The sequence below is a fragment of the Pseudomonas sp. D2002 genome (genome assembly GCF_013385735.1).
GTDB lineage: Bacteria > Pseudomonadota > Gammaproteobacteria > Pseudomonadales > Pseudomonadaceae > Aquipseudomonas.
In genome coordinates this window covers 185223-199575 of record NZ_JACAPL010000010.1, presented here as the reverse complement: position 1 = coordinate 199575, position 14353 = coordinate 185223, and the positions used below count along the sequence as shown (strand labels likewise).

Here is a 14353-nt window from a genome sequence, read left to right as displayed (position 1 = left end):
TTGACCGCATCCTCTCCAGTGAGGATGTGATGCGTCGCCGTGCGACGTTGCTGCAACGTATGCACATTGATGGCCCGTTGCTGATCCTGCTGCTGACCTTGGCAGCCGGCAGCCTGTTCGTGCTGTATTCGGCCAGCGGCAAGAACTGGGACCTGCTGATCAAGCAGGCCTCGTCGTTCGGCCTGGGCCTGTTATCGATGGTGGTGATCGCCCAACTCGAGCCGCGCTTCATGGCGCGCTGGGTGCCACTGGGCTATGTCGCCGGCGTCTTGCTGCTGGTGGTGGTGGACGTCATGGGCCACAACGCCATGGGCGCGACGCGCTGGATCAATATTCCGGGGGTGATTCGCTTCCAGCCGTCGGAATTCATGAAGATCCTGATGCCGGCGACCATCGCCTGGTACCTGTCCAAACGCACCTTGCCGCCGCAGCTCAAGCACGTGGGCATCAGCCTGATCTTGATCGGCGTGCCGTTTATCCTGATTGTGCGCCAGCCCGACCTCGGCACCTCGCTGCTGATCCTTGCGGGCGGTGCGTTCGTGTTGTTTATGGGCGGCCTGCGCTGGCGCTGGATCCTCAGCGTGCTGGCCGCTGCGATACCCGTGGCCGTGGCCATGTGGTTCTTCTTTATGCACGACTACCAGAAGCAGCGGATTCTTACGTTCCTCGACCCGGAGAGTGACCCGTTGGGCACCGGCTGGAACATCATCCAGTCCAAGGCGGCCATCGGTTCCGGCGGCGTATTTGGTAAAGGCTGGTTACTCGGCACCCAGTCGCACCTGGACTTTTTGCCCGAAAGCCACACCGACTTCATTATTGCGGTGTTGGGCGAAGAGTTCGGCCTGGTGGGCATTTGCGCGCTGTTGCTGATTTATTTGCTATTGATTGGTCGCGGGCTGGTGATTACCGCGCAGGCACAGACGCTGTTCGGCAAATTGCTCGCCGGCAGCCTGACCATGACTTTTTTTGTTTACGTTTTCGTCAACATCGGTATGGTCAGTGGCCTGTTGCCGGTGGTTGGGGTGCCGTTGCCGTTCATTAGCTACGGCGGAACTTCGCTGGTGACATTGCTGTCAGCGTTTGGGGTTTTGATGTCGATTCATACGCATCGCAAATGGATCGCGCAGGTTTGAATAAGGTGAAGATGTCAATGCAAGTAATGCGCGGCTGGGCGACTCGGCATGCGTCCTGGATGAGCCTGATTGGGCTGCTGGGCGCGACGCAAGAGGCGCAGGCCGGTGACTACGATGGCTCACCCCAGGTTGCCGAGTTTGTCGGTGAAATGACCCGCGACTACGGTTTCGCCGGTGAACAGCTGATGGGCGTGTTCCGTGAAGCCCAGCGCAAGCAGGCGATCCTCGACGCGATCTCGCGTCCCGCCGAGCGCGTTAAACAGTGGAAAGAATACCGCCCGATGTTCCTCACCGATGCCCGCGTGGCGCGGGGCGTGGACTTCTGGCGCCAGCACGAAGCCGTGCTGGCCCGCGCCGAGCAGGAATACGGTGTGCCGGCCCAGGTCATTGTCGCGATCATTGGCATTGAAACCTTCTACGGGCGCAACACCGGCAATTACCGGGTGATCGACGCCTTGTCGACCCTGGGCTTCGATTACCCGCCGCGCGCCGAGTTCTTCCGCAAGGAGCTGCGCGAATTCCTGCTGCTGGCCCGCGAAGAGCAGGTCGACCCGCTGACCCTCAAGGGCTCATACGCCGGTGCGATGGGCTTGCCGCAGTTTATGCCGAGCAGCTTCCGTGCTTACGCGGTGGATTTCGACGGCGACGGCCATATCAATATCTGGAGCAACCCTGACGACGCCATTGGCAGTGTGGCCAGCTACTTCAAGCGCCACGGCTGGGTGTATGGCGAGCCGGTGGTGATCCGTGCCGAGGTGACTGGGGAGCGAGCCGACGAAGGCCTGACCCAGGGAATCGAGCCGGTCAAGACCGTTGGGGAGTTGCGAGCGCTGGGCTGGTCGAGTCAGAATGCGCCACGCGATGATATGCCGGTGACGGCGTTCCGCCTGGAAGGCGAAAACGGCCCGGAATACTGGATGGGCCTGAAGAATTTTTACGCAATCACGCGTTATAACCGCAGTGTGATGTACGCCATGGCCGTGCATCAGCTGTCAGACATGCTGGTCCAAGCACGGGGCAACAAGTAATGCGGGCATCGCCGTTCAATAAACCGCTCAAGCTGGTGGCGTTTGCCGCGTTGTCCTTGCTGGTTGTCAGTTGCTCCTCCACCACCAGTCGCGCCCCGGCGCAGAAGGGCGGTGGCGGTATCGTCCGCGCCCAGCCGGGCCTGGACATCAACCGCGCGCACAAAGACGGCGCACCGTGGTGGGATGTCGACGTGTCGAAAATCCCGGATGCCACGCCGACCCTGCACACCGGTCCCTACAAGGCCAACCCGTATACCGTGCTGGGCAAGAATTACTTCCCGCTGCAGGATTCCAAGACCTACTCGCAAACGGGCACGGCGTCCTGGTACGGCACCAAATTCCATGGCCAGAACACCGCCAACGGCGAAGTGTATGACCTGTACGGCATGAGCGCGGCCCACAAGACCTTGCCGCTGCCCAGCTACGTGCGTGTAACCAACCTGGACAACAACCGCAGCGTGATCCTGCGGGTCAACGACCGTGGGCCGTTCTATTCGGACCGCATCATCGACTTGTCCTACGCCGCCGCGAAGAAACTCGGTTACGCCGAAATCGGCACCGCGCGCGTCAAGGTGGAAGGTATCGACCCGGCGCAGTACTGGGCCCAGCGCGGTAAACCGGCGCCGTTGATGCTCAACGAGCCGCAAACCCCGCAACCGCAAGTCACCGCATCAGCCGGCAAGATCGAACAGTGGACACCACCACCGGCGCAGCACGCGCCGGACACGGTGGTGGTGCCTCAAGCAGCACCGGGCGCCTCGACAGTGGGTGGCCAGTACCTGCAAGTGGGCGCTTTCGCCAACCCGGATGCGGCAGAACTGTTAAGGTCCAAGCTCAGCAGCATGGTCAATGCGCCGGTTTTCATTAGCTCCATCGTGCGTAACCAGCAGACCCTGCACCGTGTGCGCATGGGGCCGATCGGAACGCCCGGTGAAGTGGCGCAAGTACAGAACAGCGTGCGCCTGGCCAACCTGGGGCAACCCAGCGTGGTCACCGCCGAATAATAAAGATTGATGGCTCAGGCCCGTACGCGGGTCCGGGCCCTGGTTGTTGGCTCGTTGAAGAATAAAAACCCAGGGGCAAGGGGTGAGCGGGCAACCGAACACGTGACAGTCTGGCAGCGGGCTGTCTGAATAGTTTTGCCCGCGAGGGCAAGTTTCCATAAGCAATTTCGAGAGACGGATGAACATCACCACCTTAGCCAAACGCACGTGCCTGCTTCTTTCGCTGATCATCACCCCGGCCGCCTGGGCGGTTGAAATGGTGCCGGCTTCCCCGCAACTGGCCGCCAAGGCCTGGGTCCTCATGGATGCCGCCAGCGGCAACGTGCTGGTCGAGAACAACGGTGACCAGCGCCTGCCCCCAGCCAGCTTGACCAAGCTGATGACGGCCTACATCGCGACCCTGGAAATCCGTCGCGGCCAGATCGGCGAAAACGACCCGGTCACCGTCAGCGAAAACGCCTGGCGCACCGGCGGTTCGCGGATGTTCATCAAGGTGGGCTCGCAGGTCACCGTGAGCGACCTGCTGCACGGCATCATCATCCAGTCCGGTAACGACGCCAGCGTGGCCCTGTCCGAGCACATCGCCGGCAGTGAAGACGCCTTCGCCGACTTGATGAACAAGACCGCCGGCGACCTGGGCATGACCAACAGCCACTTCATGAACCCGACCGGCCTGCCGAACCCGGAGCACTACTCGTCGGCTCACGACATGGCCGTGCTGGCTCGCGCGATCATTCGCGTCGACCCGGTGCACTACGCGATCTACTCCCAGAAGGAATTCTTCTGGAACAACATCAAGCAGCCTAACCGCAACCTGCTGCTGTGGCGCGACAAGACCGTTGATGGCCTGAAAACCGGCCACACTGACGAAGCCGGCTACTGCATGGTGTCGTCCGCTGTACGTGACGGCCAGCGTTTGATTGCGGTGGTCTTCGGTACTAACAGCGAGCAGGCCCGTGCGGCCGAAACGCAAAAGCTGCTGACCTACGGTTTCCGTTTCTTCGAAACCCAGACCTTCTACCAGAAGGGTGCCGAGCTGGCTCAAGCCCCGGTATGGAAAGGCGCTACTCACCAAGTCAAAGCTGGCCTGGCTGACGACCTGACCCTGACCATGCCTAAAGGCCAGCTGAAAAAGCTCGCGGCCAGCATGACCATGAACCCGCAATTGGTTGCGCCAATCGCCAAGGGTGACGTGATCGGTAAGGTCGAAGTGAAGCTGGACGACAAGGTGGTGCACAGCGCCGACCTGATCGCGCTGGACGCCGTCGACGAAGGTGGTATCTTCCGCCGCGTGTGGGATAGCATCCGTCTATTCTTCTACAGCTTGTTCAACTGATAAGTGTGCACCTGCAAAGCCCCGCGTCGACCTGACGCGGGGCTTTGCCCGTCGCCACGGCTTACGCTTACGAGGCCGTTACGCCATGACCGATAAAGAAGTAGAAGTAAAGGCGCCAAAGATCGAATTCCCCAACGTGGACTATCCCGTCAAGGTGATCAGCGATACCGGTGTGGGCAACAAAGACAAGATTCTCGAAATCGTGCGTAAACACGCGACGATCAACGACAACCGGGTGGACGAGCGTTTGAGCTCCAACGGTAAATACACCACGATCCAGTTGCACATCGTTGCGACCGGTCAAGACCAGCTCTACGACATCAACAGCGAACTGCGGGCCACCGGCTTCGTGCACATGGTGCTGTGATGTCTCAGGTCCTGGGCTTTCGCGAGCTCGGCCAGATGGCCTATGAGCCGGTCTGGCACGCCATGCAGCGGTTCACCAATGAACGCGGCAGCTCGGCCCCGGATGAAATCTGGCTGGTGGAACACCCGCCAGTGTTCACCCAGGGCCAGGCCGGCAAGGCCGAGCATCTGCTGCTGCCGGGGGATATTCCGGTGGTGCAGGTCGACCGAGGGGGTCAAGTGACTTACCATGGGCCGGGTCAGCTGGTGGCGTATCTGCTGCTGGACGTGCGCAAACTCGGGTTTGGCGTACGTGACCTGGTGAGCCGCATGGAGGCTTGCCTGATCGAGCTGTTGGCCAGTTACGGCGTGAGCGCCGCGGCCAAGCCCGATGCACCCGGTGTGTACGTGGACGGCGCGAAAATCGCCTCCCTCGGCTTGCGGATCCGCCACGGTTGTTCCTTTCATGGCCTGGCCCTGAACGTGGACATGGACCTGGCGCCCTTCGGGCGGATCAACCCGTGCGGTTACGCAGGGTTGGCAATGACCCAGCTGAGCGACCACGCCACACCGATTAAATTTGCCGAGGTAAGTGCCCGGCTGCGTGCGCAGCTCGTCAAACACCTCGACTATGCTGAGCAGACGACCCTTACGGGCGGAATCGACTGATTATGACTACTGATGCAGTGCAAACCATGATCCCGACGCTGGACATCACCGAGCGTCCGGCCCCGGCCCCGCGTGCCAAGGTGGAAGCCGGCGTCAAGCTGCGCGGCGCCGAGAAGGTTGCACGCATCCCGGTCAAGATCATCCCGACCACCGAACTGCCGAAAAAACCTGACTGGATCCGCGTGCGTATCCCGGTTTCGCCGGAAGTCGACCGTATCAAGGCCCTGCTGCGCAAACACAAGCTGCACAGCGTGTGCGAAGAAGCGTCCTGCCCGAACCTGGGCGAGTGCTTCTCCGGCGGCACCGCCACCTTCATGATCATGGGTGACATCTGCACCCGTCGTTGCCCGTTCTGCGACGTTGGCCACGGCCGACCGAAGCCATTGGACGTCAACGAGCCGGAAAGCCTGGCCATCGCCATCGCCGACCTGAAACTCAAATACGTGGTGATCACCTCGGTAGACCGCGACGACCTGCGTGACGGCGGCGCCCAGCACTTTGCCGATTGCATCCGTGAAATCCGCAAGCTGTCGCCGAACGTGATGCTCGAGACGCTGGTTCCGGACTACCGTGGCCGCATGGACGTCGCGCTGGAAATCACCGCGGCCGAGCCACCGGATGTGTTCAACCACAACCTGGAAACCGTACCGCGCCTGTACAAGGCTGCGCGTCCGGGTTCGGACTACCAGTGGTCGCTGACCCTGCTGCAGAAATTCAAGCAGATGATGCCGCATATTCCGACCAAATCCGGCCTGATGCTGGGCCTGGGCGAAACCGACGAAGAAGTCATCGAAGTCATGAAGCGCATGCGCGAACACGACATCGACATGCTGACCCTGGGCCAGTACCTGCAGCCATCGCGCAGCCACTTGCCGGTACAGCGCTTCGTACACCCGGACACCTTCGCCTGGTTTGCCGAGGAAGGCTACAAGATGGGCTTCAAGAACGTGGCGTCCGGCCCGCTGGTACGCTCCTCGTACCACGCCGACGAGCAGGCCAAGCTGGTCAAGGCCAGCCTGGTTTCGTAAGCCGCAACGCCGCTCTACTGTGGGAGCTGGTAAGCCAGCTCCTACAGAATTCCCCTCCGTTTCTCTCTTCTGTTTGCAACCATCACTGGCTAGAGTGTCTGGGTAATCCAACCACGGAGAACCATGGATGATGACTCAACTCGCGGTCGCTGTTCCTGCCTTGCGCCCCGAAGGCGTGATCGGCCTGATAGCCCCCGCCGGCCCTGCCACACTCGACGTTGAAAAAGCCGGCCAATGGATGCGTGCCCGTGGCCATGAGCTGCGGATCTTTCCAGGTGTATACGAACGCGATGGCTATCTCGCAGGCAGCGATGCGGTGCGCCTTCGCGACCTGCACGCCGCCTTCGCCGACCCCGAGATCGATGCCATCTTCTGCCTGCGCGGCGGCTACGGCACACCCCGCCTGCTCGATAGCCTGGACTTCAACTTGCTGCGAGCCAACCCCAAGCCGCTCGTGGGTTACAGCGATATCACCGCGTTGCATCTGGCGATTACCCGTCACGCAGGCTTCGTGACCTTTCACGGGCCGATGCTCAATGCCGATTTGCTTGGCGATAAGCAACAGCCTACGGAGTCGTCGTTATTCAGCATGCTGCGCGGTCAACTGAGTGCTGGCAGCGTGCTGGCGCACCCGGTGGCCTACCCGCTGACGACGATTGAACCTGGCATCGCCTGCGGGCCCTTGCTGGGTGGCAACTTGTCGATGATCGCGGCAGTGATGGGCACCGACTATGAAATCGATGCAGACGGCATCATTTTGTTTATCGAGGATGTCAACGAGCCGCTCTACCGTATAGACCGCTTGCTGACGCACCTGCGCCTGGCGGGCAAGCTCGCGCACATTGCCGGTGTGCTGGTGGGGGATATGGCGGGTGTAGATAACGCAGCGCTGGAGCGGCTGCTCAAGCAGACTTTCGAGCCGTTGTGCATTCCGGTGCTGTCCGGCTGGCGCAGCGGGCATTGTGACCCGAACCTGACCCTGCCGATGGGCGCCAGGGTGCGGTTGGATGCGGGGGAGCAGCGGGTGGTGTTGGAGCAGGATGTCGTCTTGCGCTGATCGGCAGATCGTCCCCACGCGGAGCGTGGGAACGATCTGTTAACGGCCCTGCAACGACTCCAGCAGTTTCACCGTCGGGTACCCATCCGCCGGCCACCCCAGCGACTGCTGCGCCGCTCGAATGGCTTTACGCGTATTGGCGCCGATAATCCCGTCTGCGTTGCCCGCGTCATATCCCTTGGCGCTGAGCACGGTCTGCAAATCAATGCGCTGAGAGCGACTCAGTGGCAGCTCATCTTTCGGCCAATCACCACGAATCACCCCGCCGCCAGCAAACCGTTCCGACAGCAGGCCAACCGCCAGTGCGTAGGACGATGAGTTGTTGTACTTGAGAATCGCGCGGAAGTTGTCCAGTACCAGGAACGCCGGGCCACGGTAGCCGGCCGGCAGCAGCAGGGCGGCGGACAGTTGGTCGACATTGGCCGGCATGCTCGCGCCGGGCGGCAGTTGGATACCGAGTTTCAACCAGTCGGCAACGGTCTTGCGCACGCCGCCGTCTGCCAGAGCGTAGTCGAAGTTTGCCGGTAGCCGGTTTACCTCAAAGCCCCACGGCTGGCCTTTCTGCCAGCCGGAGCTTTGCAGGTAGTGCGCCGTGGAGGCGAGGGCGTCGGCCGGGCTGTTCCAGATGTCGCGGCGACCGTCACCGTCGAAGTCGACGGCGTGGGTGTTGTAGGTCGTCGGGATGAATTGGGTCTGGCCCATCGCGCCGGCCCACGAACCTTTCATCTGGTCGGCCTGGATATCGCCATGCTGGATGATCTGCAACGCCGCCAGCAGTTGCGCCTGGGCAAAAGCCGGGCGGCGGCCCTCGTAAGCCAGGGTCGCCAGGGAACGGATCACCGAGTTATTGCCCTGGAACTGGCCGAAGTTACTTTCCATGCCCCAGACCGACACCAGCGCCTGGCGGTCGACGCCATAGCGTTGCTCGATGCTTTGCAGGATATCGGCGTACTTGATCAGCAAGGCCTGGCCGTTGCGCACGCGCAGCGGTGACAGGGCACCGTCGAGGTATTCCCAAACAGGGCGGGAAAATTCCGGTTGGCTGCGGTCGGCGCGAATCACGGCCATATCGGGGGTCACGCCAGCAAAAGCGTTATCGAACACGGCGGGTGTAATCCCGGCCTTCAGCGCTTCCACGCGAAAGCCCGCCTGCCATTCGGCAAAGGTCTGGGTCGGTTGGATATCGAGGTTGTCCACGGCCAGTGGGGCGACGACGGCAGGCGCTACGGCCGGCACGGTCTGCAGCTTTGGCAGGGGTTGCGCGTCCGCGGCGGTGGGTTTTTCCGCGCAGGCGACAAGCAGAATGAGGCTGGAGGCAGCGATCAATTGGCGAAGGTGCCAACGACGGGAAAGACTAGAGGGCATGCACAGGTCCAGGGATTACAAATCAGGTGCAGACCTTATCATGCCAGAGGGGCGCTTGCCTTCAGGCAGCCAGAAAGTAAGAAGCCTCCCAGCTATTAGACTGGAAGGCTTCGCGGCGGTAGCTGCCTTTGCCCTTGCCGGCGCGTTCCTGACGGCTGCGGAACAGTGGCTGGGCGATGATGGATTTGGCCTTGTTGGGGCCATGCTTGGATGGCTTTTTGCTCATGTCGGTACTCTCTAGAGGTGGGATGAAGCGGTGCAAATCATCTGCCGAAGTGGCGCTGCTGTAAAGCCCGGCGCGGTGTAGGCGGTTTCACTCTATCAAGTGGGCAGGATTAATGTGGGAGCTGGGGTGTTGGGAGGGACGCTATTCAGCCGGCAATGACAGGCGCTGCCCAGACATCAAAAGTGACAAACGACTCAGGCTCATCCACGGCGAGCCCGCCGCCTGGCCTTTGATTTGCGCATCAATGCGCTGCGCTTCAAGCAGAAGCTGCGCCCAGCGTTGCGCCGAGTGCCGTTGCAGGGCTTTGCTCATCAGCGGTTTGCGCTTGTCCCAGACCGGTGGCCGGGCTTGGCTGAAGCACTTGTCCAGCGGTGTGCCCTGGCTGTACTGCAGGGAAATATTGGCCAATACCCGCAACTCACGGGCCAGGGCCCAAAGAATCACCGGCGGTTCCACGCCTTCGCCACGCAAGCCTTCGAGCATACGCAAGGCATGGGCGGGTTCGCCGTTAAGAATCGCATCCACCAGCCCGAACACGTCAAAGCGAGCACTGTCGGCCACCGCACCTTGTACAGTCTCGACGGTGATTTGCCCGTCTTCGGCCATCAGCTTGAGCTTTTCGATCTCCTGGGCGGCGGCAAGCAGGTTGCCTTCGACCCGGGCAGCGATCAGCTCCACAGCGTCTTGCGTCGCCGACAGACCGGATTGGGACAGGCGCTGACGAATCCACTGTGGTAGCTGGTTGCTGTCCACTGGCCAGATCTGGATGAACTGGGTCTGTGGGCCTTCCACCAGCGCCTTGCCCCATTTGGTTTTCTGCGCGCTGCCGTCGAGCTTGGGCAAGCTGATCAGCAATACCGTGTCTTCGGCAGGCCGCGAGCAGTATTCCATCAAGGCCGCCGCGCCCTTATCGCCGGGCTTGCCCGAAGGCAGGCGCAGTTCCAGCAGGCGTTTTTCGGCGAACAGCGACATGCTCGCGCCGGCTTGCAGCAGCGTGCCCCAGTCGAAACTGGCGTCGGCGCTGAACACCTGGCGTTCATCGAAGCCTTGCTGGCGCGCGGCGCTGCGGATAGCGTCTGCGGCTTCCTGGCACAGCAGCGGGTCATCACCGCTGACGATATAGACAGGCGCGAGGCCACCTTGCAGGTGTTTGGCGAGTTGGGCGGGGGCGAGTTTCATAGGCGGGTCGAACGGGGCGCCAGGGGCGCCCCGTTTGGCTTACTCAGCTGGAACTTCAACAGGCGATTGTTTCGGCGTGTTGTCTTCGTACTCTTGCGCAGCTTTCAGGGCGTCGGCGTCAGCCTTGGCCTTGTTGTCGGCAGTTTGCTGCAGGGCTTGCAGCTTTTCCGGGGTCAGCTGTTGCAGGCGAACCATCAAGCGCTGGATCACTTCGCGGCGCATTTCTTTGCGAACCTGGATGATTTCCGAGTCCGAGCCCACCAGGTTGTTACCGTCGTGGCTCACGACTTTCTGTACCTGGACCTTGTCACCCATCAATGTCAGGTGTTCGCGGCCTTGTACTTCGAAGAAAACCTCGGTGCTCAGTTCGATGTCCGACGCACGGCCGGCGCTTGCGTAGCTGAGGTTACGCTGGGTTTCTCTTTCGTCGACCAGGTTCAGCTTGTAGGTCGCGCCGTTATAGACATGCACGCCGCTGCTTTCCAGGGTCTGGCGCAGCTGAGTCACAGTGTCGCCGTAGGCGTTGCGGGCGCTGAGGTCCAATTCCTTGAGCGACAGTTCATTGGTGCCGGTGCCGCGCAGCTGGAAGCCGCAAGCGCTCAGCAGCACAGCAAGGCCCATCACCAGCAAATTGCGTTTGATCATTTTGTTGCTCCCCTTGAAACCATGTGGGCCTTATCGAGGCCTTGGAGGTTTTGTTCGGCGCAGGGCTCAAGCCCTGCGCCCGATCCGATTAGCTAGCGACGATATTGACCAGTTTGCCGGGCACCACGATCACTTTGCGGATCGTCAGGCCTTCGGTAAAGCGCAGCACGTTCTCGTTGACGCGGGCGGCCGCCTCGACGTCTTCGCGGCTGGCGCTGGCTGGCATATCGATCTGGCCACGCAGTTTACCGTTGACCTGAATCACCAGTTGCAACGTGTCCTGTACCAGGGCGCTGTCATCCTGTACCGGCCAGCCGGCGTCGATTACCGCGCCGCTGTGGCCCAAGCGGTTCCACAGGTCGTGGCTGATGTGCGGCGTGATCGGCGCCAGCAGCAGAACGACCGTTTCCAGGCCTTCCTGTACCAGTGCGCGGTCTTGTTCGGTGGCTTGCGGTGCTTTTTCCAGCACGTTCATCAGCGTCATCACCTGGGCGATGGCGGTGTTGAACTTGTGGTTCTGGCCCACGTCCTGGCTGGCCTGGCGGATGGCCAGGTGGGTGCTGCGGCGAATGGCTTTCTGCTCGTCGTTCAAGCCGGCCACGTCCAGTTTGCCCGGCAGACCCTGGCTGATATGGGCGTGCGCCAGGCGCCAGACGCGCTTGAGGAAACGGTGCGAACCTTCGACGCCGGAGTCGGACCATTCGGCGCTCATGTCAGGCGGCGAGGCGAACATCATGAACAGGCGGCAGGTGTCGGCGCCGAACTGATCGATCATCGACTGCGGGTCGACGCCATTGTTCTTCGACTTGGCCATCTTCTCGGTGCCGCCGATTTCCACCGGCAGGCCGTCGGATTTCAACTTGGCGCTGATCACTTTGGCTTTGCTGTCACGCTCAAGCTCGACGTCCGCCGGGTTGAACCAGGTGTAGGCGCCATTGGCTTCGCGACGGTAGTAAGTCTCGGCGATCACCATGCCCTGGGTCAGCAGGTTCTTGAACGGCTCATCCGAGCTCACCAGGCCTTCGTCACGCATCAGCTTGTGGAAGAAGCGCGCGTACAGCAGGTGAAGAATGGCGTGTTCGATGCCGCCGATGTACTGATCCACCGGCAACCAGTGGTCAGCGGCGGATTTTTCTACCAGGCCGCCTTCATAGTGTGGCGAGGCGTAGCGGGCGTAATACCACGAGGACTCGACGAAGGTGTCCATGGTGTCGGTTTCACGCTTGGCAGGCTGGCCGCATTTCGGGCAAGCGCACTCGTAGAACTCGGGCATGCGCGCCAGTGGCGAACCGGCGCCGTCCGGCACCACGTCTTCCGGCAGTACCACTGGCAGTTGGTCTTCCGGCACCGGCACGTCACCACAGCTTTCGCAGTGGATGATCGGGATCGGGCAGCCCCAGTAGCGCTGGCGGCTGATGCCCCAGTCGCGCAGGCGGAACTGGGTGCGCGAGGCACCGAGGTTTTTCTTGATCAGCGCCACTTCGATGGCGTCGAAAGCGCCCTGGAAATCCAGGCCGTCGAATTCGCCGGAATTGATCAGCTCACCGTGCTCGCCGTAGGCGTCTTGCCACGGGGCCGGGTTGGTGTCGCCGGAGCTGGTGCGCACCACGGATTTGATCGGCAAGTTGTACTTGGTGGCGAATTCGAAATCGCGCTCGTCGTGGGCCGGCACAGCCATTACTGCGCCATCGCCGTAGTGCATCAGCACGTAGTTGGCGACCCACACCGGCAATTTCTCGCCCGTCAGTGGGTGCTCGACGAACAGGCCGGTCGGCAGGCCTTTTTTCTCCTGGGTGGCGACGTCGGCTTCGGCCACGCTGCCGCCTTTGCATTCGGCGATGAAGGTCTGCAGCTCCGGGTTGTTCTGTGCGGCCTGGGTGGCCAGCGGGTGTTCGGCGGCCACGGCGACATAGGTCGCGCCCATCAGGGTGTCCGGGCGGGTGGTGAAGACTTTCAGTGCGCCGGCAGCGCCGATGGAATCGACGTTGTACGGGAACTGCACTTCCATGCCCTTGGACTTGCCGATCCAGTTGCGCTGCATGGTCTTGACCTGTTCAGGCCAGCCCGGCAGGTTGTCGAGGCTCGACAAGAGTTCATCCGCGTAGGCGGTGATCTTGAAGTAGTACATCGGGATTTCGCGCTTTTCGATCAGCGCGCCGGAACGCCAGCCGCGACCGTCGATAACCTGCTCGTTGGCCAGTACGGTCTGGTCGATCGGGTCCCAGTTCACGGTGCCGCTTTTTTTGTAGATCACACCTTTTTCGAACAGGCGAGTGAACAGCCATTGTTCCCAGCGGTAGTAATCCGGCTTGCAGGTGGTCACTTCGCGCGACCAGTCCACCGCCAGGCCCAGGCTGCGCAGCTGGGTCTTCATGTAGGCGATGTTTTCGTAGGTCCACTTGGCGGGCGCCACGTTGTTTTTCATCGCGGCGTTTTCCGCCGGCATGCCGAAGGCGTCCCAGCCCATAGGCTGCAGGACGTTCTTGCCGAGCATGCGCTGGTAGCGCGAAATCACGTCACCGATGGTGTAGTTGCGCACATGCCCCATGTGTAGCTTGCCGCTGGGGTAAGGGAACATCGATAGGCAGTAGTAAGTCTCCTTGCCTGGCTGTTCACTGACTTCAAAGGACTTTTGCTCGTCCCAGAAGGTTTGGGCGGCATTTTCTATTTCACGGGGCTGATAGTGTTCGTGCATGGCTACTTTTGAACTGAATAGGGGTGGCCTAATCCTCTTCGGTGCAACGTTCAGGTTGATCGACACCAAGAAGCGGCGCGTCCGTGCCCAAACCCTGCGGGAAGTGGAGTTACAGGAAGCGCCGTAGCATACATGACCCCACTCTATCGAGGGAAACCCTGATTGCGCAGGCAGGGCCGTCTGTCGCGGCGCCAGGCAGGCGCAGCCACGGGGACTACGCTGTTTATTGGGGAGTGAGTCTTATCTTCAATGAGGTGAGGGGATGGTTGAATCGCAGCGAACTTTAACGAAACCGCAGTTGTACGAAGGACTGATCGACCGTTTGGGTCGAGCATTGGATGCCGCAAGAACTGCAGGCCGATTGTGTGATGAGCGGCCTCTGGAGCTGGAGTTGCGAGGCTTGAGCCAGGCAGAACTTGAACTGATCAAGTGCTACCTGGAATTGAATCACCACCGCGCCTCTCAGGGGCAGGCTTCCCCGCCTGCCCAGGAGCCCTCGCGTTCGGCCAAGGTGATCTGGCTGAAGGATGTGGCTGCCGGACGCGGTCCCGAAAAACACCGGGCCGTGCGGTACAAGTGAAACACGCGTTATTCGGTAGCCTTCTCTGAACAGGCTGGTAAAGATTGTCGCTAAACCCCGTTG

14 protein-coding genes are annotated in these 14353 nt (G+C 61.3%); 9 read left to right on the top strand and 5 right to left on the bottom strand.

The window, feature by feature from the left end; genetic code table 11:
- Positions 1-29: 29 nt before the first annotated feature.
- From rodA to HX783_RS20535, 8 genes are all read left to right on the top strand, one after another.
- Positions 30-1133: a rod shape-determining protein RodA gene (gene rodA, locus HX783_RS20570; protein ID WP_162530315.1), complete on the top strand. Its 1104-nt coding sequence runs from the start codon at positions 30-32 to the stop codon at positions 1131-1133.
- Positions 1134-1150: 17 nt separating this feature from the next.
- Complete coding sequence (gene mltB / locus HX783_RS20565; protein WP_159960152.1) at positions 1151-2161, top strand: lytic murein transglycosylase B; 1011 nt, start codon at positions 1151-1153, stop codon at positions 2159-2161.
- Entirely contained in the window at positions 2161-3165 is a 1005-nt protein-coding gene (locus HX783_RS20560) for a septal ring lytic transglycosylase RlpA family protein (protein WP_177018057.1), read from the top strand. The genes mltB and HX783_RS20560 overlap by 1 nt, the downstream gene beginning before the upstream one ends.
- A 178-nt stretch (positions 3166-3343) precedes the next feature.
- Positions 3344-4501: a D-alanyl-D-alanine carboxypeptidase family protein gene (locus HX783_RS20555; protein ID WP_159960148.1), complete on the top strand. Its 1158-nt coding sequence runs from the start codon at positions 3344-3346 to the stop codon at positions 4499-4501.
- An 85-nt stretch (positions 4502-4586) separates the two neighbouring features.
- Positions 4587-4868, top strand: coding sequence for a DUF493 domain-containing protein (locus HX783_RS20550; RefSeq protein WP_017136054.1), 282 nt, complete (start codon positions 4587-4589; stop codon positions 4866-4868).
- Positions 4868-5515, top strand: a complete 648-nt coding sequence (lipB, locus tag HX783_RS20545; RefSeq protein ID WP_106579371.1) for a lipoyl(octanoyl) transferase LipB — start codon at positions 4868-4870, stop codon at positions 5513-5515. The genes HX783_RS20550 and lipB overlap by 1 nt, the downstream gene beginning before the upstream one ends.
- A 26-nt stretch (positions 5516-5541) precedes the next feature.
- Positions 5542-6543: a lipoyl synthase gene (gene lipA / locus HX783_RS20540; RefSeq protein ID WP_057444888.1), complete on the top strand. Its 1002-nt coding sequence runs from the start codon at positions 5542-5544 to the stop codon at positions 6541-6543.
- A gap of 127 nt (positions 6544-6670) precedes the next feature.
- Positions 6671-7600: an LD-carboxypeptidase gene (locus tag HX783_RS20535; RefSeq protein WP_177018056.1), complete on the top strand. Its 930-nt coding sequence runs from the start codon at positions 6671-6673 to the stop codon at positions 7598-7600.
- Between the two features lie 39 nt (positions 7601-7639).
- Here the strand turns inward: HX783_RS20535 and HX783_RS20530 are convergent, their stop codons facing one another.
- The 5 genes from HX783_RS20530 to leuS all read right to left on the bottom strand — a co-directional run bounded on the left by HX783_RS20530 (position 7640) and on the right by leuS (position 13710).
- A complete protein-coding gene (locus tag HX783_RS20530) occupies positions 7640-8965 on the bottom strand; it encodes a lytic murein transglycosylase (protein ID WP_177018055.1) in 1326 nt (441 codons plus the stop codon).
- A gap of 61 nt (positions 8966-9026) precedes the next feature.
- Entirely contained in the window at positions 9027-9191 is a 165-nt protein-coding gene (gene arfA, locus HX783_RS20525; protein ID WP_003176285.1) for an alternative ribosome rescue factor ArfA, read from the bottom strand.
- Between the two features lie 141 nt (positions 9192-9332).
- Entirely contained in the window at positions 9333-10370 is a 1038-nt protein-coding gene (gene holA, locus HX783_RS20520; RefSeq protein WP_106579369.1) for a DNA polymerase III subunit delta, read from the bottom strand.
- 39 nt (positions 10371-10409) lie between these two features.
- Positions 10410-11015, bottom strand: a complete 606-nt coding sequence (gene lptE / locus HX783_RS20515; RefSeq protein ID WP_177018054.1) for an LPS assembly lipoprotein LptE — start codon at positions 11013-11015, stop codon at positions 10410-10412.
- Positions 11016-11103: 88 nt separating this feature from the next.
- Positions 11104-13710, bottom strand: a complete 2607-nt coding sequence (leuS, locus tag HX783_RS20510) for a leucine--tRNA ligase (RefSeq protein ID WP_177018053.1) — start codon at positions 13708-13710, stop codon at positions 11104-11106.
- Between the two features lie 262 nt (positions 13711-13972).
- On the opposite strand from leuS, the gene HX783_RS20505 reads away from it, so the two are divergent.
- Positions 13973-14290 (top strand): hypothetical protein, encoded by a 318-nt coding sequence (locus tag HX783_RS20505; RefSeq protein WP_159960139.1) that lies wholly within the window; start codon positions 13973-13975, stop codon positions 14288-14290.
- The last annotated feature ends 63 nt before the right edge of the window (positions 14291-14353 follow it).